General features: G+C 63.6%; 20 protein-coding genes. 9 read left to right on the top strand and 11 right to left on the bottom strand.

What is annotated here, in order from left to right:
- The first annotated feature begins 138 nt into the window (after positions 1–138).
- Entirely contained in the window at positions 139–834 is a 696-nt protein-coding gene (locus tag L630_RS0101630; protein WP_024846545.1) for a B12-binding domain-containing protein, read from the top strand.
- Between the two features lie 29 nt (positions 835–863).
- On the opposite strand, the gene L630_RS0101635 is transcribed toward L630_RS0101630, so the two are convergent.
- Positions 864–1,025, bottom strand: coding sequence for a hypothetical protein (locus L630_RS0101635; protein ID WP_024846546.1), 162 nt, complete (start codon positions 1,023–1,025; stop codon positions 864–866).
- A gap of 53 nt (positions 1,026–1,078) precedes the next feature.
- Between L630_RS0101635 and L630_RS0101640 the strand changes: the two genes are divergently transcribed.
- From L630_RS0101640 to L630_RS0101655, 4 genes are all read left to right on the top strand, one after another.
- Complete coding sequence (locus L630_RS0101640) at positions 1,079–1,699, top strand: DUF1638 domain-containing protein (RefSeq protein ID WP_024846547.1); 621 nt, start codon at positions 1,079–1,081, stop codon at positions 1,697–1,699.
- Positions 1,700–1,801: 102 nt separating this feature from the next.
- Positions 1,802–2,104, top strand: coding sequence for a virulence factor (locus tag L630_RS0101645; RefSeq protein ID WP_024846548.1), 303 nt, complete (start codon positions 1,802–1,804; stop codon positions 2,102–2,104).
- A gap of 74 nt (positions 2,105–2,178) precedes the next feature.
- Positions 2,179–3,150, top strand: a complete 972-nt coding sequence (locus tag L630_RS0101650; protein WP_024846549.1) for a methyltetrahydrofolate cobalamin methyltransferase — start codon at positions 2,179–2,181, stop codon at positions 3,148–3,150.
- A 12-nt stretch (positions 3,151–3,162) separates the two neighbouring features.
- Entirely contained in the window at positions 3,163–5,235 is a 2,073-nt protein-coding gene (locus L630_RS0101655; RefSeq protein ID WP_024846550.1) for an ASKHA domain-containing protein, read from the top strand.
- A 1-nt stretch (position 5,236) separates the two neighbouring features.
- Here the strand turns inward: L630_RS0101655 and L630_RS0101660 are convergent, their stop codons facing one another.
- A complete protein-coding gene (locus tag L630_RS0101660) occupies positions 5,237–6,133 on the bottom strand; it encodes a LysR substrate-binding domain-containing protein (protein ID WP_024846551.1) in 897 nt (298 codons plus the stop codon).
- A gap of 134 nt (positions 6,134–6,267) precedes the next feature.
- Between L630_RS0101660 and L630_RS23100 the strand changes: the two genes are divergently transcribed.
- Together L630_RS23100 and L630_RS0101670 are read left to right on the top strand one after the other, a co-directional pair.
- Complete coding sequence (locus L630_RS23100; protein ID WP_186441323.1) at positions 6,268–6,438, top strand: hypothetical protein; 171 nt, start codon at positions 6,268–6,270, stop codon at positions 6,436–6,438.
- 259 nt (positions 6,439–6,697) lie between these two features.
- Positions 6,698–7,630: a GlxA family transcriptional regulator gene (locus L630_RS0101670; protein ID WP_144702795.1), complete on the top strand. Its 933-nt coding sequence runs from the start codon at positions 6,698–6,700 to the stop codon at positions 7,628–7,630.
- 4 nt (positions 7,631–7,634) lie between these two features.
- On the opposite strand, the gene L630_RS0101675 is transcribed toward L630_RS0101670, so the two are convergent.
- The 5 genes from L630_RS0101675 to L630_RS0101695 all read right to left on the bottom strand — a co-directional run bounded on the left by L630_RS0101675 (position 7,635) and on the right by L630_RS0101695 (position 14,793).
- Positions 7,635–8,459: a DUF1194 domain-containing protein gene (locus L630_RS0101675; protein WP_024846553.1), complete on the bottom strand. Its 825-nt coding sequence runs from the start codon at positions 8,457–8,459 to the stop codon at positions 7,635–7,637.
- A gap of 141 nt (positions 8,460–8,600) precedes the next feature.
- Positions 8,601–11,162, bottom strand: coding sequence for an FAD-dependent oxidoreductase (locus tag L630_RS0101680; protein ID WP_024846554.1), 2,562 nt, complete (start codon positions 11,160–11,162; stop codon positions 8,601–8,603).
- Positions 11,163–11,284: 122 nt separating this feature from the next.
- Positions 11,285–11,554, bottom strand: coding sequence for a hypothetical protein (locus tag L630_RS0101685; RefSeq protein ID WP_024846555.1), 270 nt, complete (start codon positions 11,552–11,554; stop codon positions 11,285–11,287).
- Positions 11,555–11,646: 92 nt separating this feature from the next.
- Positions 11,647–13,992 carry a mechanosensitive ion channel domain-containing protein gene (locus L630_RS0101690; protein ID WP_024846556.1) on the bottom strand — a complete coding sequence of 782 codons (2,346 nt, stop codon included), beginning with the start codon at positions 13,990–13,992 and terminating at the stop codon, positions 11,647–11,649.
- Between the two features lie 90 nt (positions 13,993–14,082).
- Positions 14,083–14,793 (bottom strand): nitroreductase, encoded by a 711-nt coding sequence (locus tag L630_RS0101695; RefSeq protein ID WP_024846557.1) that lies wholly within the window; start codon positions 14,791–14,793, stop codon positions 14,083–14,085.
- A gap of 455 nt (positions 14,794–15,248) precedes the next feature.
- Between L630_RS0101695 and L630_RS0101700 the strand changes: the two genes are divergently transcribed.
- Positions 15,249–16,445, top strand: coding sequence for a pyridoxal phosphate-dependent aminotransferase (locus tag L630_RS0101700; protein ID WP_024846558.1), 1,197 nt, complete (start codon positions 15,249–15,251; stop codon positions 16,443–16,445).
- 14 nt (positions 16,446–16,459) lie between these two features.
- Here the strand turns inward: L630_RS0101700 and L630_RS0101705 are convergent, their stop codons facing one another.
- A complete protein-coding gene (locus L630_RS0101705; RefSeq protein WP_024846559.1) occupies positions 16,460–16,765 on the bottom strand; it encodes a hypothetical protein in 306 nt (101 codons plus the stop codon).
- A 126-nt stretch (positions 16,766–16,891) separates the two neighbouring features.
- Between L630_RS0101705 and L630_RS0101710 the strand changes: the two genes are divergently transcribed.
- Positions 16,892–18,058 carry a diphosphate--fructose-6-phosphate 1-phosphotransferase gene (locus L630_RS0101710; protein ID WP_024846560.1) on the top strand — a complete coding sequence of 389 codons (1,167 nt, stop codon included), beginning with the start codon at positions 16,892–16,894 and terminating at the stop codon, positions 18,056–18,058.
- Here L630_RS0101710 and hpaH read toward each other — a convergent pair whose 3' ends face one another.
- From hpaH to hpaD, 3 genes are read right to left on the bottom strand one after another with little or no spacing between them, the layout of a single operon-like run.
- The gene (gene hpaH, locus L630_RS0101715; protein WP_024846561.1) at positions 18,059–18,859 is read right to left on the bottom strand and encodes a 2-oxo-hept-4-ene-1,7-dioate hydratase; all 801 of its coding nucleotides are present in this window, start codon (positions 18,857–18,859) and stop codon (positions 18,059–18,061) included.
- On the bottom strand, positions 18,856–19,731 hold the full coding sequence (locus L630_RS0101720; protein WP_024846562.1) for a fumarylacetoacetate hydrolase family protein: 876 nt from the start codon (positions 19,729–19,731) through the stop codon (positions 18,856–18,858). Before L630_RS0101720 ends, hpaH begins: the two co-directional genes overlap by 4 nt.
- Before the next feature lie 10 nt (positions 19,732–19,741).
- Positions 19,742–20,722: a 3,4-dihydroxyphenylacetate 2,3-dioxygenase gene (gene hpaD / locus L630_RS0101725; protein WP_024846563.1), complete on the bottom strand. Its 981-nt coding sequence runs from the start codon at positions 20,720–20,722 to the stop codon at positions 19,742–19,744.
- Positions 20,723–20,777 lie beyond the last annotated feature (55 nt).

The raw sequence follows: 20,777 nt of genomic DNA on the forward strand, positions 1-20,777 counted from the left end.
TATCACTGAAATCGCAATCGGTCGCTTTCCACTTGCGCGACGTCGCAAATCAGATAAGCAAACGGCGTCGGGGAACATAAGAATTGGCCGCAATAGCCGCCGCGCCGCGATGCGGGCCATGTCTTCAGGAGCTTGGGAATGTCCGACGACGAAATCATCCTGTCCGAACTCTCCGACGATGAACTCGTGCAGCAGATGCACGACGACCTCTATGATGGTCTGAAGGAAGAGATCGAGGAAGGAACGCGCATCCTTCTGGAGCGCGGCTGGGCACCTTACGACGTGCTGACACAGGCGCTCGTCGAGGGCATGCGCATCGTGGGCGAGGACTTCCGCGACGGCATCCTGTTTGTGCCGGAAGTGTTGCTCTCGGCGAACGCGATGAAGGCCGGCATGGCCATCCTGCGCCCGCTGCTCGCCGCCACCGATGCCCCGAAGCAGGGCAAGCTCGTCATCGGCACGGTGAAGGGCGACATCCACGACATCGGCAAGAACCTCGTCGGCATGATGATGGAAGGCGCCGGTTTCGACGTGATTGACCTCGGCATCAACAACCCGGTCGAGAACTACCTGGCGGCGATCGAAGAGCACAAGCCGGACATCGTCGGCATGTCGGCGCTGCTCACCACCACCATGCCCTACATGAAGGTGGTCATCGACACGCTGAAGGAAAAGGGTATTCGCGACGACTACGTCGTCCTGGTCGGCGGTGCGCCGCTGAACGAGGAATTCGCGAAGGCCGTGGGCGCCGATGCCTACTGCCGCGACGCGGCTGTCGCAGTCGAGACGGCCAAGGACTTCATGAAGCGTCGTCACAACGTTCGCGCGGCCTGAGAGCCGCGCAGAACGCTGTTGCATTCAAGTCAGTAGCTGGCCGAACGCTCGACGGAACGGCCAGCCTGCTGCGTAGCATCGACAGCATTGGCCGTGTCCGCCCCCATGCCGCGGATCGTGTTTGCGCAGCCGGCAGCGAAACCAGCGACGAGGACAAGTGCTGCGACCTTGGAAATGACCTTCGGGTTCATCATCTCTCTCCGTATCGGGATAGAGCGCGGGGTGCGCGGGATCAGTGACGCCAATGCAACGCACGGCCCCAGAAAAGGTTCTCATCATCGCGTGCGGGATGCTCGCGCGTGAGATCCTTGCGGTGAAAGCGGCGAATGGCCTCGACCATCTTGAGCTGACTTGCCTGCCCGCCGAGTATCACTTCCGTCCTAATCAAATCGCGCCCGGTATCGACGCGGCGATCAGCAAGGCCAAGGCCGAAGGCTGGAAGAACATCCTGGTTGGCTATGCCGATTGCGGCACCGGCGGCATGCTGGACGCAGTTTGCGAGAAGCACGGCGTGCAGCGCCTCGCCGGCCCGCATTGCTTCGCCTTCTACCAGGGCCTTGGGGCCTTCGAGCAGGTTGCGGACAGCGACATCACCGCCTTCTACTTTACCGACTTCCTCTGCCGGCAGTTCGAGTCGTTCTTCATCAAGCCGCTGGGTCTCGACCGGCATCCCGAACTCGCCCGGGACTTCTTCGGCAATTACGAGAAGCTGGTCTACCTCGCGCAGACGGACGATCCGGCACTGGAAAAGGTCGCGCAGGACGCGGCGGCGATGCTCGGCCTTGCCTATGAAAAGCGCTTCACCGGGTATGGCGACCTTACCACCGCGCTGGTATCGGCGGCCACGCCTGCGACACGTCCGTGAGTGTTTGTTAGCGCGTCGTTTTTCAACCTGCCCGCGTCGTCGCGCAACAAGCGTCCGCAACGCGGCGCGGCAATTCTCTCTCCACTCAGAAACGGAACCATCATGGCTGACCTTGTCATCGTCTACTGGCGCGATATCCCCGCGCAGGTGATCGTCCGGAAGGGCCGGCAGAACGCCAAGCGCGAACTGCCGCCGCGCTTCACCGAAGCGATCGACATGTGCGCGATGCGCACCGGCGCGAGCGAAACAGACGACTACCTTGCCGAATGGCGCAAATCCGACCCCGTGCCGGTGAGCGACGATCTTGAGGCTGAAGCCGATAAGGCCGCGGCCGATCTCGACGCCGCCTATGACCGCGAGCGGCTGGTTGCGCTGGTAAAGGCTGGCGGCCGGGAAACGGCTTAAAACGTCACCGCCTTGTTGACCAATGCCAATAACGATATAAACAAACCTTTATATCATTCAGGAGAGAGACTTCTATGACCCGCACCATCGTCGCCTCCGCGACCCGGGAAGTCGTCATCGGCTTTGACCAGCCGTTCTGCGTCATCGGTGAGCGCATCAATCCGACCGGCCGCAAGAAGCTCGCCGCCGAGATGGTAGCGGGCAACTTCGATACCGTGCGCAAGGACGCGATCGAGCAGGTCGCTGCTGGCGCCACCATGCTCGACGTCAATGCGGGCGTTACCGCCGTCGACCCTAATGCGACCGAGCCAGCCCTGCTCGTTCAGACGCTGCAGATCGTTCAGGACCTCGTGGACGTTCCGCTGTCGATCGACTCCTCGGTCACGGCCGCCATCGAGGCCGCTCTCAAGGTCGCCAAGGGCCGTCCGCTGATCAACTCGGTCACCGGCGAGGAAGAGAAGCTCGAGGCGATCCTGCCGCTCTGCAAAAAGTATGACGTTCCGGTCGTCGCGATCTCGAACGACGAGACCGGCATCTCGCCTGATCCGGACGTCCGCTTCGCCGTCGCAAAGAAAATCGTCGAGCGCGCCGCCGACTACGGCATCAAGTCCCATGACATCGTAGTCGACCCGCTCGTCATGCCGATTGGTGCGATGGGCACCGCCGGCCTCCAGGTGTTCGCGCTACTGCGCCGCCTGCGCGAGGAGCTCAAGGTCAACACGACCTGTGGCCTTTCCAACATCTCGTTCGGCCTGCCCCACCGCCACGGCATCAACGCCGCCTTCATCCCGATGGTGATCGGCGCGGGCATGACCTCCGCGATCATGAACCCCTGCCGTCCGCAGGAGATGGAAATGGTCCGCGGCGCGAACGTGCTCAACGGCACCGACCGCGACTGCATGACCTGGATCAAGACCTACAAGGACTACAAGCCGGGCGAGCACGCTGCCCCTGCCCCGGTACAGGTGAATGCCCCGGGCGAAGCCGCCGGTGGTGGCCGTCGCCGTGGCGGACGCGAAGCACGCAGGGCCGCCCTCTCCAACTAAGTCAGAAGTGAAATGAAGCCGCCTGTTTCTGCTGCCGACCCTCTCGTTCTTTTCATGCCATCCGGCAAGCGGGGGCGTTTCCCCAAGGGCACGCCCGTGCTCGACGCCGCCCGTCAGCTCGGCGTCTATGTTGAGAGTGTCTGCGGCGGCCGCGCCACCTGCGGCCGCTGCCAGGTAGTGGTGCAGGAAGGCAATTTCGCCAAGCACGGCATCGTCTCCTCCAACGACCACATCTCGCCGAAGGGGCCGAAAGAGGAGCGCTACGAGCGCGTACGAGGCCTGGCTGACGGGCGTCGCCTGTCCTGCTCGTCGACGATCGAGGGCGACCTTGTCATCGACGTGCCGCAGGACACGGTCATCAACGCGCAGGTCGTCCGCAAGGCGGCGACCGACCGCGTCTTCGAGCGCAACCCCGCCGTCCGCCTCTGCTACGTCGAAGTGGACGAGCCGGACATGCACAAGCCGCTCGGCGATCTCGACCGGCTGAAGGCGCTGCTGGAGCGCGACTGGGGGGTGAAGGACCCGCGGCTAGACGCTTACCTGCTGCCGCAGGTGCAGAAGATTCTGCGCAAGGAGAATTGGGGCGTCACGGCCGCTGTTCACCGCGACGCGGAGAGCGATCGTCCCTCGATCATCGCCCTTTGGCCCGGCCTCCACAACGAGGCCTATGGCATCGCCTGCGACATCGGCTCGACAACAATCGCAATGCACCTCGTCTCGCTGCTTTCGGGCCGCATCGTCGCCTCTGCCGGCGCGTCGAACCCGCAGATCCGCTTCGGCGAAGACCTGATGAGCCGCGTGTCCTACGTGATGATGAATCCGGATGGCCGCGAGGCGATGACGAATGCCGTGCGCGAGGCGATAAGCGACTTGATCGTCAAGGTCTGCACCGAAGGCGGTGTCTCAAGCGACGACATCCTCGATGCCGTCTTCGTTGCCAACCCGATCATGCACCACCTCTTTCTCGGTATCGATCCGACCGAACTCGGTCAGGCGCCATTCGCGCTGGCTGTATCGGGCGCGGTGCACCTGCACGCCGGGGATCTTGGCCTCAAGGTCAATCGCGGCGCGCGGGTCTACCTGTTGCCGTGCATTGCCGGCCACGTCGGCGCGGATGCCGCCGCCGCAACGCTGTCGGAAGGCCCGCACCGCCAGGACCGCATGATGCTGCTGGTCGATGTCGGCACCAACGCAGAGATCATTCTCGGCAACAGCCAGCGTGTCGTCGCGGCATCCTCCCCGACCGGCCCAGCCTTCGAAGGCGCGGAAATCTCTTCCGGCCAGCGTGCGGCGCCCGGCGCGATCGAACGCGTGCGCATCGATCCGGAAACGCTGGAGCCACGCTTCCGCATCATCGGCTCGGAAAAATGGTCGGATGAGGAAGGCTTTGCGGAAGACGCGGAGCGCCTCGGCATCACCGGCATCTGCGGCTCGGCGATCATCGAGGTCGTGGCCGAGATGTTCCTGTCCGGCATCATTTCCGAGGATGGCGTCATCGACGGCCAGCTCGCCGCGAAGTCGCCGCGCCTCCTGCAGAACGGCCGCACCTATTCCTACCTGCTCCACGATGGCAGCCCGCGCATCACCGTCACGCAAAACGACGTCCGCGCAATCCAGCTTGCGAAGGCGGCACTCTATGCGGGCATCCGGCTGCTGATGGAGAAACAGGGCATCACCGAGGTCGACACGATCCGCTTCGCCGGCGCGTTCGGCTCGTACATCGATCCGAAATACGCGATGGTGCTTGGCCTCATTCCAGACTGCTCGCTGGACGAGGTGAAGGCGGTCGGCAACGCCGCCGGCAACGGCGCGCTGATGGCACTGCTCAACCGCACGCATCGTCGCGAGATCGAGCAGACGGTGCAGAAGATCGAGAAGATCGAGACGGCTCTGGAACCGCATTTCCAGCAGCTGTTCGTCAACGCCATGGCGCTGCCGAACAAAGTCGATCCGTTCGTGAAGCTGTCCGAGCAGGTCAAGCTGCCGCCGAAGAAGTCGCCTTCGGATGACGCTTCCGGCTCGGGCGAAGCCGTGCCGCGCCGCCGGTCCCGCGAGGAGCGGGCAGCCCGGCGCGCGCGCGAGTAGGTCAGAACTTTCCGGTTTCGCGGAAGGATTCGAAGGTCGCGCGGATATGGTCCGCCGCCGCCAGCACATGCGGCGGCGCCTCCGTCGCGACCCGCATCGCCAGATTGTAGTTCGACAGCGCCGGCAGGCCCTCATCCGGCCCAAGTGCCACGATGTCTTCGCCAATGAAGGAGCGCGGCAACGGCGCGACAGCAAGGTCAGCCAATATTGCCGCCCGCTGACCGGCGGTGTGCGCGCTCATATAGGCAACGCGGTAGTCGCGCCCCGCCCGCCCAAGCGCATCGAGCGCGTCGGCGCGCCAGACGCAGCCTTCTTCCCAGAGCGAAACCGGCAATGGGTCACGCAGATGCGCGGTGCCGCCGCATGCGCCGCCCCACACGACCGGCTCCGTCAGCAGCACCTCGGCATCGCCCGGAACCTCCCTGCAGACCGTGAACAGCGTGATGTCGAGCTGGCGCTCGGCCATCCGGCGCAAAAGATTCACGCTCATGTCGATGGTGACGTCCACCGCTACCGACGGATGGGTCTGAGCAAAGCGGCGCAAGACATTCGGCAACACGCGCTCGCCGTAGTCGTCAGGCGAGCCGAGACGCACGACGCCTGAAATATCGGGGACGATGAACTTCGCCACTGCCTCGCGGTTGAGCGCGAGCAGCCGGCGGGCATAACCCATCAGCATCTCGCCTTCGTTGGTCAGCGTCACCGCGCGCGCGTCGCGCGAAAATACGGTCACGCCCAGCATCTCCTCCAGCTTCTTGATCTGCATCGACACGGCAGAGGGCGTGCGGAACACCGCAGCCGCCGCCTGGGTGAAGCTGCCCGTCTCGCCGATCGCGACGAAGGTGCGCAGGACGTCGAGGTCCAGCAACGGCATCGGGTGATTGAGCGGTGCGTTCATACGATGCCTTCCGCATCAAACTTTCTGAACTTAGCGATCAGTTCATTTCGTTTGATTGAACATCAGACCTTCCCCATAGTCAACAGCCTCGGGATCACATCATGCGACACCGACTTTTGAAGAGGAGAAGGACCATGTCTCTGCTAAGTGCAATCAGCCGGTTTGGCGAACAGGTACGTCGTCGTCATCGCCAGGCGCAGACCATGATGTATGTGGCGAGCCTGCCGGAGGAAATCCAGAAGGATATCGGCTGGCCGGACATGTACGAGCGCTCGACGCGTTCCAACGACGAACCCCGCCGATGAGGACGGCCTATCTCCCGGCACGGAGCAACTTCCCTTCCGTGCCGGGCAGCCCTCCTACCCTCGCCTTACGCGTTTGCGCCTGTCCCAATCTTGTTCAAAAAGCGACCTCGCCACGCCATTGACAACCAAGCCTTTTGCTGCTGTGGCTTTGTTGATCGCGACATAACCTGTTGGCGGTTTGTAGTCCTGTGAGGCAGCGTCGTCCGTGAAAGCAGCAGTCAAAAGATCGATTGTCTTCTTCCTTGTTCCCGACTTTACGATGATCGCTTTCGCGACCGCGCTGGAGCCGCTGCGCTCGGCCAACCGGATGCTTGGCTACGAGGCGTACAAGTGGCGGCTTGCGAGTGCCGACGGCAAGCCGGTGCGCGCCTCCAATGGCGTTGAATGCGGTGTCGATACCTCCCTCGAGGAAGAGCGGCGCCACATGTCCGGCGAGGGCCGCCCGTCGATGGTGATCGTCTGCTCGGGCCTCAACGTCGAGAAATACCACCAGAAGAGTGTGTTTGCCTGGCTGCGTGAGGAGTACAACCGCGGCGTGGCGATCGGCGGCCTGTGCACCGGCGCGCATATCCTTGCTCAAGCTGGCCTGCTGTCCGGCAAGCGCTGCGCCATCCACTGGGAGAACCTACCGGGCTTCGCCGAGGCATTCCCGAAGGCCAACGTCTACGCGGACCTGTTCGAGGTCGACGGCAACATCTACACCTGCGCCGGCGGCACCGCCGCGCTTGACATGATGCTCAAGCTCATTGGCGACGACTTTGACGACAACCTCGTCAACCGCGTCTGCGAGCAGGTGCTGACCGACCGCGTCCGCAGCCCGAGCGACCGCCAGCGCCTGCCGCTGCGCGCCCGCCTCGGCGTCCAGAACTCCAAGGTGCTGACCATCATCGAGCTGATGGAGGCGAACCTCTCCGAACCGCTGTCGCTGGTCGAGATCGCCGATCATGTCGGCCTGTCGCGCCGCCAGATCGAACGCCTGTTCCGCCAGGAGATGGGCCGCTCGCCGGCGCGCTACTACCTCGAGATCAGGCTCGACCGCGCGCGGCACTTGCTGATCCAGTCGACCATGCCGGTAGTCGAGGTCGCCGTGGCTTGCGGCTTCGTCTCGGCCTCGCATTTTTCGAAGTGCTATCGCGAGCTTTACGCCCGCTCGCCGCAGCAGGAGCGTCTCGACCGCAAGCTGGCGGCCTGATGCGTCAGCGACTGTCCCAGATGTAGTTCCGCTGGCGCCACATCTTTTCCCCGACCTCGCAGTCGACTTCTGGTGTGGCCTTGGCGGCCGCGATGGGCAGAGCCTCGCCGGGCGCGGGTCCCGCTAGTTCCAGCACCAGCTTGCGCCGCACCGCCTCGGGAAACTGCGACCAGTCGTTGACAGGGATCATGAACGATCCCGGCCCGCCGACGACACAGTTCTGGTAGTAGAGGTCGAGATCGGCGACGTCATACGCGCTGACGAAGCCGGTGCCGCGGGTCATCAGCGGCAGGCCGTTGATGACGATCCCCTGCTCCACCAATGCGTCGCGTGCGGCCGTCACCAGGCTTCCCTGGTTATTCGGCCCGTCCCCTGAAATGTCGACCACGCGTTTGGTGCCCGAATAACTGCTCTCGGCGAAAAGATCAGAAGCGAAATGGAGCGCTGCGGACAGCGAGGTGCGCCGCGCGCTTGCTGGCGGATGCACCGTCAGCTTTTGGGCGAACGCTTCTGCCTCCTCCCGGTTGGAGATGACCGTCCAGGGAACGACGACGTTCTGCATCGGCACCCCGGCCCATTCCATGTAGGTGAGAGCGATCTTGCCGTGCACGCCGTCCTGGATCGCCCGGATCACCTGTTCATGCGTCAGCGCAGCGACATATCCGTCGCGCTGGATCGCCAGTTCGTCCGGGGACATGGAAAGCGAGACGTCGACAGCGAGAATTAGTTCGACATCCACCGGTTCGGCACAAACACCCTCAGCCACGGCCGCGACCGATGGGATCAGGCTCGCCAGCAAGGCAAACCGCGTTTGCCGGAACCACGTCATTCCGAAAGGATACGGAATGACGGCTTCAAGAACAGGCCCTGGAAGGAAGAAGAAGGCGGAGCGTCGATCACGATGACGTTACGTAAACAGCCCGGAGAGCGTCATGCTCTCCGGGCTGTTCGTATCTCAGTAGCGCGAATCCTAGCTGCGCGGCTTGAGATTCTCCGGGTCATACAGCGGCTGGTAGCCGACCGCCGCGACCTCGACCGGGTAGGTCTCGTTGAAGTAGACGACCTCGAGCTTGCGGCCTTCCTGGCAGTACGCCCACGGCAGGTAAGCGAGCGCGATGTTCTTGCCGATGGTCGGGCCGTAAGCGACCGAGGTCGTGTAGGAGCGGCGACCGAGTTCGTCGACCAGCACTTCCTTCGTCTCCGGATCAAGCACCGGCATGTTGCCGACGGGGTAACGCTTGACGCCATTCGAGTCGGTGTTTTCCGTCATCACCAGCGTGCAGAGCATTGCCGGCTGGTGTGCCCGCGCCTTGTATTCGAGGTGCTTGGCCTTGCCGCGGAAGTCCGCTTCCTTGACCTTCGGGCGCGCAAGGTCTGCCTCAATGAGGTTGTACTGGGTGATGAGGTCCGCGTTCTGCAGGCGCAGGCTCTTCTCCATGCGGCGCGAGTTCGCATAGGTCTCGACGCCGAACGCCATCACGCCGGTTGAGCGCAGCGCGTCCCAGACGGCCAGGCCGTCCTCATAACGCATGTGCAGCTCCCAGCCCTGCTCGCCGACATAGGAGATGCGGAAGGCGGTGACGTCCTTGCCGGCAATGCGGATCGGCTTGATCGCCGCGAACGGGAAGTTTTCCGGCGAGAGCCCTGCCGGGTCCTCGACCACCTTCTGCAGCGTGACGCGTGCGTTCGGGCCCCAGATGCCGATGGTGACGTACTTCTCGGTGACGTCGGTGATGGTGACGTCGAAGCCTTTGTCCTCGGCGACGCGGCGCATGTAGTGGAAGTCACGGGGGCCGGCATCGGCACCGTCGATGACGCGGCAGCGGTCCGCCATGCGGATGACCGTCAGGTCAGCCCGCACCATGCCTTCGTCATCGAGGAAATGGGTATAGATGCCCTTTCCGATATTTCCGTCGCCGCCAATCTTCGCCGCGCAGAGCCACTCCATCAGTTCGACGTGGTCGGGACCTTCGACATCGTAGATCGCAAAGTGCGACAAGTTTACGATGCCGCAATCCTCGCTCATGGCGAGATGCTCGGCGTTCGACACGCGCCAGAAGTGGCGGTTGTCCCACTCGTTCTCGCGGACCGGCACGCGGTCACCGTACTTTTCGAGCAGGTGCTCGTTGGCAGCGTAGCCGTGCGCGCGTTCCCAGCCGCCCAGTTCCATGAAGTAGCCGCCGAGTTCGACCTCACGCTCGTAGAACGGCGAACGGCGGATGTTGCGGCCGGTCGCATAAGGCTCGCGCGGGTGCACGGCCGGGAAGTAGATCTTTTGCGCGGCTTCGTAGCAGCGGCCTTCGATGAACTTCTCGCCCAGCTGGTGCGGGTAGAAGCGGGCGTAGTCGATCGACGAATGGTCGATCGAGGTGCGGCCGTCGGTCATCCAGTCAGCAATCAGCTTGCCGTAGCCCGGGCCATCCTTGACCCAGATGCCGACGCAGTACCAGAGGCCCCTCACCTTCTGGCTCTCGCCGCAGGACGCACCGCCTGCGGCCGAGACCTGCAGCAGGCCGTTGAAGGAGTGGCTTTCATTGTAGCCGAGCTCGCCAAGGATCGGCGTCAGCTCGATCGCGCGCTCCAGCGGCTCGAGAATCTGTTCCATCTCAAGGTCGCGTTGCGACGGCGACAGGCGCGCCTCGTGCTTTTCCAGGAGTTCGCGCGGGTGGCAGAGGCGCGGATTGTCCGTCTCGTAGTAGCCCCACTCGATCTGGCCGCCCTCGGTGGTCTTCGGGTCCCCGGTGTCGCGCATGTAGGCCGAGTTGCCCTGGTCGCGCAGCAGCGGGTAGCCGATCTCCTTGCCGGTTCCGGCGAACTCACCGAACGGGCCGAAGAAGGTGAGCGGGTGGTCGACCGGCATCACCGGCAGGTCCTCCCCGACCATTTCCGCGATCAGGCGGCCCCAGAGGCCTGCCGCAACGATCACATGGTCCGCTTCGATCGTGCCGCGGTGGGTGACGACGCCCTTGATGCGGCTGTTCTCGACGATCAGCGACTGTGCCGGAGTGTTGGCGAAGGCGCGCAGCTTGCCAGCCTTCTCGGCTGCATCAACCAGCTTGCCCGCCACTGTCTGCGAGCGCGGGATGACGAGGCCGGCGTCCGGATCGAACATGCCGCCCATCACCTTGTCCTGCTCGATCAGCGGGAACAGTTTCTTGATTTCTTCCGGCGAGACGTAGTGCGCGCGGGTGCCGAATGCCTTCGCAGAGGTCAGCTTGCGCTTGATCTCCTCGATCCAGGTTTCGTCGCCGGCGCGCGCGATCTCGAGGCCGCCGATGCGGGCGTAGTGCCCCATCTTCTCGTAGAAATCGATCGAGTACTGCGTCGTCCAGACCGACAGGTAGTCGTGGCTGGTCGTGTAGCAGAAGTCGGAGGCGTGTGCGGTCGAGCCGATGTCCGTCGGAATGCCCGACTTGTCGATGCCGACAATGTCATCCCAGCCGCGCTCGACCAGATGATGCGCGATCGATGCGCCGACGATGCCACCGAGGCCGATGATGACGACCTTCGCCTTGCTCGGAAATTCTGCCATGCCCACTATGCTCCGACACGATATTGCCGGGGGACTATAGGGCGATGACGCAGGCGGCACGAAGCCTGTTTGCGACATTGGACAAACGCCGCGCGACGAGCGCGGCGCTTCCTGTTGATCGCCTACTGGACTTTGATGCGTCCGTCCTGGATCTGGAGCTGTTCGGGGCCGGTCAGCACCTCACGGTCGCCGTTCGGCATGGTCAGGAAGCAGCCCTGCGAACAAATCTCGATCGACTCACCCGCCGCGACCGTGACCTGCGACTGAGTCGTGCCTTCAGTGACCGCAAGCGTGTAGTCGACATCGTCGAGGTTGGTCACCGTCGCAGCCCGCGCCATGGCAGGCGAGGCAATCGCCAGCGACAGCGTCGCAACCTGGATGATTCTGCTCATCTGCTTTCGATGCCTCCCACCCTTGGGCGCGGGGATCATTCCCTTCGCGAATTTCTATAGTGGAACCAAGCTGAACGCCAACTGAACGAAGATCAGGCTGGCGCGCCGACGTTGATCCCTTCAGCCTTGAAGCGCTCGACGATCTGGAAACGCAGTTCGTTCTTGTACGAGGTGGTGCTGGTGATGTCGGCGACGAAGGCCTTGATGGTGAAGTTGAGCGCGGCATCGGTGAAGCCGTCGAAGGTGACAGACGGCGCCGGGTTCTTCAACGTCTGCGGATGTCCGGTGACGACCGCCGTCAGCACCGCATGCACGACGCGCGGGTCGTTGGAGAAGTGCACGACGATTGGAATGTCAACGCGGCCGAGACGGTTGCGATGGGTCCAGTTGCCTAGCGCCGCATTGATGAAGGTCGAGTTCGGCATGATCACGGTCTGGCGCTGGAACGTCTCTATCTCCGTCGCGCGGACGCTGATCTTGCGGACATTGCCCTCGAAGCCGCCCGCGACGATCCAGTCGCCTACCTTGAACGGCCGTTCGGCGAGCAGGATTAGGCCGGACACGAAGTTATTGACGATGTTCTGCAGGCCAAAACCGATACCGACGGAGAGCGCACCGGCGACCAGCGCAAAGCTGGAGAGATCGATACCCGCGGCCGACAGGCCGATCAGGCCGGCGATCAGGACACCGGCGTAGCCGACCGCTGTGCTGACGGAATTGCGTACGCCCGCGTCGACACGTCCGCGCGCCATCACCTTGCCGTCCAGCCAGCGCTGGAAGGCGCGGGTGGCGAAGTAGCCGACCATGAATACGACGATGCCGGTGACGATGCCGATCAGCGAGAAGGAGATCGAGCCAATCCGGATCTCGTTGGCGAAGTTATAGGTCCACGAACTGATGTCGCCCCAGCGGAAGCCCCACTGCAGGAAGATCAGCGGCAGGCCGATCGCCAGCACCATGATGTTGATCATCATCGACAGGGCGAGACCGATCTGATCCTCGGTTGCCTCGTCGAGGCTGAAACGATCACTCAGCTTGCGCCCCAGACGGCTGCGCTTGAACGCACCAATTTCGGAAATCGCGCTGGCCGACAGGTAGCCGATGTACATTGTCGTCAGGATCCCGCCGGTGACGACGATCTGCTGCGAGATGAACCGCGCAAGCCCGATGTAGCCGAGGAAAGCCGCGATGATGGTGCCGCCGCCGACCAGGTAAACAAAGGCGCGGAATAGCGGGTGCCAGCGCTTTGGTCGGCCCTCTTCGTCCTCGAACGGACGTACCCAACCAAACGAGATTACCAGCAGGCCGACGATCACCGTTGCGAAGAAACTCTTGGCGACGGTCAGCGAAAGCGGCGAGCGCATGATCTCGTTGACGCGGCCGCCGAAGAAGTCGCCTGCCGTGACCAGCGCTGTGAAGAAGACGAGCCAGAACAGGGTGTGCGCTGCGGGCGTGCGCACCGGCAGGAGCCGCCAGGCCGGCAGCTTCGGCGAGAAGATGCCGCTCGCCAGCCGGTAGACGAAGAAAACGACGGCAATGACGTTGAACAGCGCGATCATCAGCTGGTCGATGTCGCGCCTGAGGATCCCAAAGTAGTCGTAGAGGAACCAGGTTGCCGCGAAGAAGACCGCCAGTGCCGCCGTCGGGATCAGCGTCGACCAGAAGGTAACGGACAGGCGACTGAGGTAGGTCGGATCAAGCGTCTCCGGGTCGGCAACGAACGTACGCCCGAACAGCCGCCTGCCGCCGAATGAGAGCGCGAAGGCGGCGAGCAGCGCCAAGGCCGTCGCCAGGAGAACGCTCGGCAGCTTGTAGTTGAGGACGAAGCGCAGCCACGACGCGACCGCGCTCGTGAGCTTACCGCTTTCGGTGGCGAGGTCGCGCAAGACATCCTGGTTGATCGCCGCGCCGATGTCGTAGCGCCGCGAGAGGGTGTTAGCGAACAGCTCGCGCCGCGTGCGGGCGATCTCCTCCACCATGCCGCTGATACGCACCGACAGCGCCTCGGCCTCGCCCAGCCGCGTATTGATGCTCGTCTTCTCGGTGGTCAGGTTCTGGCGCTCGGCTGCAAGCGTCGCCGGCTCACCGTCGGCCGCCGCACCAATTTCGTCGAGGCGGGCGTTGATCGCTTCCAGCCTCGGCCGGAACGCCGCTCCGCTTCCCAGCAGCTCGCGGTTCATTTCCTCGAGCTGGGCGCGGATTTCTGCAAGCACGCCATCGTCGGTGGCGTTCAGCTCCATCTGCGCCTTGAGCTGGTCGGTGCGTTTTGCAATCGCTGCGATCTTCTCGCTCTGATCGGCAGCGGCGTTCTCGCTCTCGACGGCGAGGGTCGCCGGTGCCTCCGTCCCATCGCCAGCGTCCTGGGCCAGTGCCTGGCCGCCGAGCAGCAGCATCAGGACAATCAGGAGTCGGGGGATGGGGCGGATAGGCAGCGTCATGCGTGCGGGCTGTCCCGTGGTGAGTGAGCCCTCGCATAGTTAGGCGAGGCTGCGAGATGCGCAAGCGGACGGAGGAAAAGCCCCCGTCCCCTAGCGGACGAAGGTCACGAATTCTTCCAGCGGCGCGCGCTCGGTGCGCAGGCTGTTCTCGGGCTTGGTCGGATCCTCGTAGCCCAGGGCCATGCCGCAGACGACGATCTCCTCGTCGGGGATATTGAGTAGCGGCCTGATCTGGCGGTGGTAGGGCGCGAAGGCCGCTTGCGGGCAGGTGTCTAGTCCCCTGCCCCGCGCCGCGATCATGATGGATTGCAAGAACATGCCGTGGTCGATCCACGAGCCCTTATTGAGCCTGCGGTCGATGGTGAAGATCATGCCGACCGGCGCATCAAAGAAGGTGAAGTTACGATCGTGCTGCGCGCGCATTCTCTCCACCTCGCGCCTGCCGATGCCGAGCGCGCTGTAGAGAGCGAAGCCGACGGTGCGGCGTCGCGTCAGGTAGGGCTCGAAGAAGTGGTCGGGATAGTAGACATACTCGTCCCACACTGCCTTCTCAGGGCGGATCCCGCTGTTGAGGATCGCGTCCGTGACCTGCTGCTTTTTCTCGCCGGTGAGGACATAGACCTTCCACGGCTGCATGTTGGTCCCGGATGGCGCGCGCGAGGCGACGCGCAAGATATCCTTGATCGTCTCTTCGTCGACAGGATCAGGCAGGAACGCGCGTACGGACTTCCGCGAGTTCAGCGCTTCATCGACGATCGCTGTTCTTTCGGACATTCCGATCTTCGTGTCTGGTGCGAGCATGTCACGCCTTTTCGGTGCCTGAGGGGCAAATCGTTCCGTTTCGCGAGCGAGGCATAGGCGAAACCGTCACGCCAGGCAAATCCTTTGGCCCAGCAGGCGTGTGTGGGGAGGCTGGGATAAGCGGGTTTCATCGGCAAGAACGCGCTCTTGTCAGAAAAGCAGAAGGGTTCATCAAGAAAATTCGTGGTTCTCACCATCGACAATTCGGGTCCCTCCGAGGCACCCTACGTGTCGACGCTCTGGCACGAAGATCGCATCGCCGGGGAGACGCTTTCGGGCGGCTGGGGCCATCGGGTTGATCAATCCATCGCGCAGCTGTCTTGCAGTCCCCGGCGAAAAGGTGGAGTCGAGATCTTCGGCGCGCGCTACACAGCGACGATCCACCCGGACCGCCCCTTTGGAATTCGGAGAATGTGCGGCTCACGGCCTGAGCCGCCGCAGACAGAGAGACGAAAATGCCACGACTTTCATCGCGTGTTGCCGGAATCACCCCTTCCGGCAAGGACGGCTGGGAGGTTCACTTCGAAGCAATGACGCGCCGCCAGGCGGGCGAGCCGATCATCATGCTGTCGGTCGGCGACCATGATTTCCACACGCCCGAGGCGACGGTGGAGGCTTGCGTGCGCGAGCTTCGCGCCGGGCACCACCACTACACGCAGCTTGCCGGCATTCCGCGCCTGCGCGAGGCCATGGCGAAAGCGTCGGCCGCCTGCACAGGCGTCGAGACGACCTGGCAGGAAGTGATCGGGACGCCCGGCGGCCAGGCGGCGCTGTTTGCGGCAAGCCTGGCGGCGACCGATCCTGGCGACCACGCCATCATCGTCTCACCCTACTACGCCACCTATCCGCCGACCTTCCGTTCGGCGCTGGTGGATATTTCGGTGGTCGATGCTCCTGCGGAGAACGGCTTCCAGCCGCGCGCCGCGGACATCGAAGCGGCCGTTCGCCCCAACACGCGCGTGATCCTCATCAACACGCCGAACAACCCGACTGGTGCGGTCTACACCCGCGAGACGCTGGAAGGCATCGCAGACATCTGCCGCCGGCATGACCTGTGGTTGATCTCCGACGAGGTCTACTGGACGATCGGCGGCAACCACCAGCACCTGTCGCCGCGCTCGCTACCCGGCATGGCCGAGCGCACGCTGGTCGTGAACTCGATGTCGAAGAGCCACGGCATGACCGGCTGGCGCATCGGCTGGCTCACGGGGCCGCAGGCGATCATCGAACGGATGGTCAGCCTCAACCTCGTTTCGACCTACGGTCTGCCGGACTTCCTGTCGCGTGCAGCCATCGATGCGCTGGAGAACAACCACGGCGTCGCGGAGATCGCGGCGCGTTACGCGGAGCGCCGCGCCGTGTTCCTCGACGCCGTGCGCAGCATGAACGGGATCGGCGTGCGCGGGTCAGAAGGCGGCATGTATGTCATGCTGGACGTCTCAGCCGTGGAGCCGGACGACGAAGCCTTCGCGTGGGGCCTGCTCAACAATGAGCAGGTCGCCGTCATGCCGGGCCGCAGCTTTGGCAAGTCGGCGAGCGGTCACATCCGCATCAGCCTTTGCCAGCCGGACGAGTTGCTGCGCGAGGCGGCAAGCCGCATCGCGCGCTTCGCCGGCAGCTATCTGGACAGGAAGATCGAGCGGCGCGCCTAAGGCAGTCGAGCGCCTTACCAGCGCTCGAACATGTCCTCGAACGGATCGCGCTCGCACGCATAGACCTCGCAGCGGTCGGTGTCGCGGGTGCTGATACGCCGCGGGCGCGGCACATAGGGCGTTTCGCAAAAGCCGCGCGCAGACACGAAGCGCTCATACGTGTACTGGCCGGTCGTGATGACTGCCGCGCCGCGCTGCCAGATCAGGTCCTGAACCTGCTGGCACGTCAATTTCCGAGCGTCCGGCCGCCTTTCCTCAGCCATCAAGGGCGTCGTCAGGGCGGCCAGCAAAAGCACTGTGGTTGCGATACGTCCACGCATGTGATGATCCTTTCAAGAACCGTTTGTGCATGATCTAGCTCGACTTCGCCGTTCGGATAGTGACCTGGATCATTGAACCGACACTTCAATCGATTTAAGAGATAATCACAGTTTGAGGAGGATGCCGTGAGCGAGACATTCGTGATTGCGCAGGGCGGCGGCCCAACCGCGGTGATCAACCAGACACTGGCTGGCATCGTGCTGGAAGCGCGGCGTCAGCATCCAGGCTGCCGAATTCTCGGATCGCGCTATGGCGTTCGCGGTATCCGCGATGGCGACCTCGTGGATCTGTCCAGCATACCGGAAGAGCAGCTCCGGCAGATCGCGGCGACGCCAAGTGCGGCGCTCGGTTCGACCCGCGACAAGCCGGATGCCGCCTACTGCGAAAAGATCCTCAAGGGCCTGCGTTCGATCGGCGCCACCGCCTTCATCTACATCGGCGGCAACGACACCTCGGGCACGCAGGCGATCCTGCGCGACGCGGCCGGTGGGGACATTGCCTTCGTCCACGCGCCGAAGACCATCGACAACGATCTCGAGGAAAATGACCACACGCCGGGCTTCATCTCGGCTGCCGAATTCGTCGCTGCCTCTTTCCTGTCGGTTGATCTCGACTTCCGCGCACTGCCCGGCCTCTACTGCGGCATCGTCATGGGCCGCCATGCCGGCTTCCTGACTGCTGCTTCGACCGCCTGGCGCCTCGATGACGACAGCGGTCCGCATCTCGTCTACGTGCCGGAGCGCGCCTTCGAGCGCCACCGGTTCGTCGATGACGTCAAGCGCGTGATGGCAAAGCACGGCCGCTGCATCGTCGCCATTTCCGAGGGCATCTCGTCGCGGTCCGGCAAGTCGATGGTGGAGGAACTGGTGCCGCCGGAAATGCTGGAGCGCGACGCGCACGGCAACATCCGCCTGTCCGGCACAGACCTCGGCCAGGCGATCGAGCGCGTCATCGCCGAGGACCTCAAGGGCATTCGCGCCCGCGTCGACACCTTTGGCTACCTGCCTCGCGGCAATATCGGCATGATCAGCCCGGTCGATGCGCAGGAAGCGTTCGACGCCGGTGCCTACGCGGTGACGGTTGCCGGCGAAGGCGGCGGCTCGGTCGCGTTGCAGTATGACGGCAGCCGCATCGTCACCCGCAAGGTCCCGCTCGAAAATGTCGCGGGCAAGACGCGCCACATGCCAGACGATTTTCTCGATGCCGACGAGAACCGTCTCTCGGCGACAGGCCGCGCCTATTTCGAGCGCCTGCTGCCGCGCCGCTACAATCCGGCGAAACCGTTCGTCTGATTAGCCGAAGCGGCACTCCACGGTGCCGAAGGCGCCGAAATCCGCGACGATGTGCGAGCCGGAGGGGGCCTCCACCGGCCGCACGAACGAGCCAGACAGCACCACCTCGCCCGCGCGGATGCTGTCGCCATAGATCGCCAGCCGGTTGGCGAGCCAGGCGATCCCGGCCGCCGGATCATTCAGCACCCCCGCGCCAAGGCCGGTTTCCTCGACCTCCCCGTCGCGAAAGACGATCGCTCCCATCCAGCGCATGTCGATCTGGCGCGGATCTAGCCTCTGCTCGCCGAGCACCAGCCCGGCATCCGCGGCGTTGTCCGCGATCGTGTCGCAGATGTTGCGGGTCTTCTTCGTCTCCGGATCAACGCGAAGGATTCGCGTGTCGAGGATTTCGAGCGATGGCACCACGTAGTCGGTGGCCGCCAGCACATCGGCGACAGTCACATCCGGCCCAGCGAGATCCGACTTCATCACGAATGCGATCTCAGCCTCTATACGCGGCTGGATGAAGCGGCCGGCCGGAATTGTCGCGCCGTTCTCGAACAGCATGTCGTCAAACAGCACACCGGAATCCGGAATGTCGATATTGAGCGCCTGCTGCATTGCCTTTGACGTGAGGCCGATCTTGCGGCCGATGATGCGCCTACCCTCGCGCAGCTTCCTTGCGGTCCATGCCGCCTGGACGGAATAGGCGTCGTCCATCGTCATGCCCGGAAAGCGCAGCGACAGAAGCCCGATCTGCTTGCGCGTCCGCTCCGCCTCGTCGAGCGCCGCTGCGGCCTGCTCGATCTCCTGCGGCGTCATTCGATGACCTCATCGGTGACGCCATTGCGCAGGATGCCGATGCCTTCGGCCTCCACCTCGACCACGTCCCCGGGCTTCAGCCACACCGGGGGATCGAGCCGCGCTCCTGCGCCGGTTGGCGTGCCGGTGACGATGACATCGCCCGGCACCAGCGTCGTGAAGGTCGAGATGTAGTTGATGAGCCGGCGGAACGAGAAGATCATCCGCGAGGTGCGGTCGTCCTGACGGACTTCGCCGTTGACCCGCGTTGTCAGGCGGATGTCGGCGATCTGCGCTTCGTCGGTAAAAGGAACAAGCCACGGGCCCATCGCGGCAGAGGACTCAAAGTTCTTGCCTTGGGTGACGTTGAACTTTGCATGCCGTACCCAGTCGCGAATTGTGCCTTCATTGCAGAGAGTTATCGCCGCAACGTGATTCAATGCATCCGCTTCCGGGATATGCCGGCCGCCCTTGCCGATGACGAGGACGACCTCACCCTCATAGTCGAGCTGCTCCGAGGCCTTCGGGCGGACCAGAGGGTGACCGTGGCCGACGAAGGAGCGGGGAAAGCGCGGGAACAGCGACGGATAGCGCGGAGCCTCCTGCCCGTCCTTGTACTCCTCGTTGCGGTCCGGATAGTTCACCCCGACGCAGATGATTTTTTCTGGCGAGGCGAGCGGCCTGAGGAACGTGATCTCGTTCTCGAAATAGGTGACCGGATATTTCTCGCCGAGTTCAGCAAGCTCGTGCAGGTCGCCCTTCTCGACCACGGCCTGCAAGCTCGGCCAGCGGTTATGGTACCGCGCGTAGAGGTCGATCATGCCGCGATCTGTCATCATGCCATAGCGGTCGGCACCCTCGGCATGAAAGCTTGCAAGACGTGGTCGGGTCATGGGCGGATTCCTATGGGGCGATGATCGGCTGGGCCTTGAGCGACGGCTCCTGCACCTCGGTGCCGGGGAAGACCGAACCTTCCTCGAACCAGCTGCGCGGAGCCGGGGCGCCCCAAAGGGTCTGGCGCTGCGGGTCCTTGAGATCCCAGCGGATCGGCTCAAGGTCCGGGTCGCAGGTCTGGTAGTCGGAGCAGTAGATCTCGATGCGGTGGCCGTCCGGATCCCGCACATAGAGGAAGAAGGCATTCGAAATGCCGTGACGGCCCGGGCCGCGCTCGATGTTGGCGAGATAGCCGGTGGTCGACATCAGATCGAGCAGGTCGATGATGTTGAGCGGCGTTGGTACCCAGAACGCAGTGTGGTGCAGGCGCGGGCCGCGGCCGTTGGTAAAGGCCACGTCATGCACGCCGCCCTTGCGGTGCATCCACGCCGCCCAGAGCCGCCCGGTTTCGGAGTCTTCCGTATACTCCGTGACGCGAAAACCCATCTCGTTCCAGAATGCGACGGATTCGTCGACATTGGTCGTGAAGAAGTTGAAGTGGTCGATGCGCAGCGGCTTCACGCCGCGATACAGCGCGTACTTCTGGTGGATGGGCGGCAGCCGCTCCATCTTGTTGTAGAACTCGATCGGCACGCCGAAGAGGTCGGTCGTGCGCAGCGTGCGCCCTTGGTGCGGGCGCTCGACCCAGGCGATTGGCAGCCCCTTCTCCGCAAAGAACGCTTCCGCCTTGTCCAGGTCCTCCTCGGAAAAGACCTTGAACCCCATCACGTTCGCGACCGGCTCGCTGCCCTTCTTCAGGACGATGCTGTGGTGGCCGCGTTCCTCCATCGCCCGCAGGCAGAGCGTCTCGCTGTCCTCGTAGGTGACCTGCATGCCGAGCGTGTCGACATAGAACGCCTTGCTGACGGCAATGTCGCGCACGACGAGCTCGACGTGGCTCAGCCGCACGATGTTGAACGCTGGCGACAGATTTGGTGCTGGTACTGGCATGTGCTCCTCCGCTTTTCCTCATGCCAACTATGGCGAAGAAAAGCCTCTTACTTCT

The organism is Aminobacter sp. J41 (assembly GCF_000526635.1).
Classification (GTDB): domain Bacteria; phylum Pseudomonadota; class Alphaproteobacteria; order Rhizobiales; family Rhizobiaceae; genus Aerobium.

Coding starts and splice junctions, on each gene's coding strand:
- L630_RS0101700 (WP_024846558.1), top strand. CDS start 15,249: ATGCCACGACTTTCATCGCGTGTTGCCGGAATCACCCCTTCCGGCAAG.
- L630_RS0101690 (WP_024846556.1), bottom strand. CDS start 13,992: ATGACGCTGCCTATCCGCCCCATCCCCCGACTCCTGATTGTCCTGATG.
- L630_RS0101655 (WP_024846550.1), top strand. CDS start 3,163: ATGAAGCCGCCTGTTTCTGCTGCCGACCCTCTCGTTCTTTTCATGCCA.
- L630_RS0101705 (WP_024846559.1), bottom strand. CDS start 16,765: ATGCGTGGACGTATCGCAACCACAGTGCTTTTGCTGGCCGCCCTGACG.
- L630_RS0101720 (WP_024846562.1), bottom strand. CDS start 19,731: ATGACCCGACCACGTCTTGCAAGCTTTCATGCCGAGGGTGCCGACCGC.
- L630_RS0101630 (WP_024846545.1), top strand. CDS start 139: ATGTCCGACGACGAAATCATCCTGTCCGAACTCTCCGACGATGAACTC.
- L630_RS0101675 (WP_024846553.1), bottom strand. CDS start 8,459: ATGACGTGGTTCCGGCAAACGCGGTTTGCCTTGCTGGCGAGCCTGATC.
- L630_RS0101685 (WP_024846555.1), bottom strand. CDS start 11,554: ATGAGCAGAATCATCCAGGTTGCGACGCTGTCGCTGGCGATTGCCTCG.
- L630_RS0101680 (WP_024846554.1), bottom strand. CDS start 11,162: ATGGCAGAATTTCCGAGCAAGGCGAAGGTCGTCATCATCGGCCTCGGT.
- hpaD (WP_024846563.1), bottom strand. CDS start 20,722: ATGCCAGTACCAGCACCAAATCTGTCGCCAGCGTTCAACATCGTGCGG.
- L630_RS0101640 (WP_024846547.1), top strand. CDS start 1,079: ATGCAACGCACGGCCCCAGAAAAGGTTCTCATCATCGCGTGCGGGATG.
- L630_RS0101645 (WP_024846548.1), top strand. CDS start 1,802: ATGGCTGACCTTGTCATCGTCTACTGGCGCGATATCCCCGCGCAGGTG.
- L630_RS0101635 (WP_024846546.1), bottom strand. CDS start 1,025: ATGAACCCGAAGGTCATTTCCAAGGTCGCAGCACTTGTCCTCGTCGCT.
- L630_RS0101670 (WP_144702795.1), top strand. CDS start 6,698: ATGATCGCTTTCGCGACCGCGCTGGAGCCGCTGCGCTCGGCCAACCGG.
- hpaH (WP_024846561.1), bottom strand. CDS start 18,859: ATGACGCCGCAGGAGATCGAGCAGGCCGCAGCGGCGCTCGACGAGGCG.
- L630_RS23100 (WP_186441323.1), top strand. CDS start 6,268: ATGTCTCTGCTAAGTGCAATCAGCCGGTTTGGCGAACAGGTACGTCGT.
- L630_RS0101650 (WP_024846549.1), top strand. CDS start 2,179: ATGACCCGCACCATCGTCGCCTCCGCGACCCGGGAAGTCGTCATCGGC.
- L630_RS0101695 (WP_024846557.1), bottom strand. CDS start 14,793: ATGCTCGCACCAGACACGAAGATCGGAATGTCCGAAAGAACAGCGATC.
- L630_RS0101660 (WP_024846551.1), bottom strand. CDS start 6,133: ATGAACGCACCGCTCAATCACCCGATGCCGTTGCTGGACCTCGACGTC.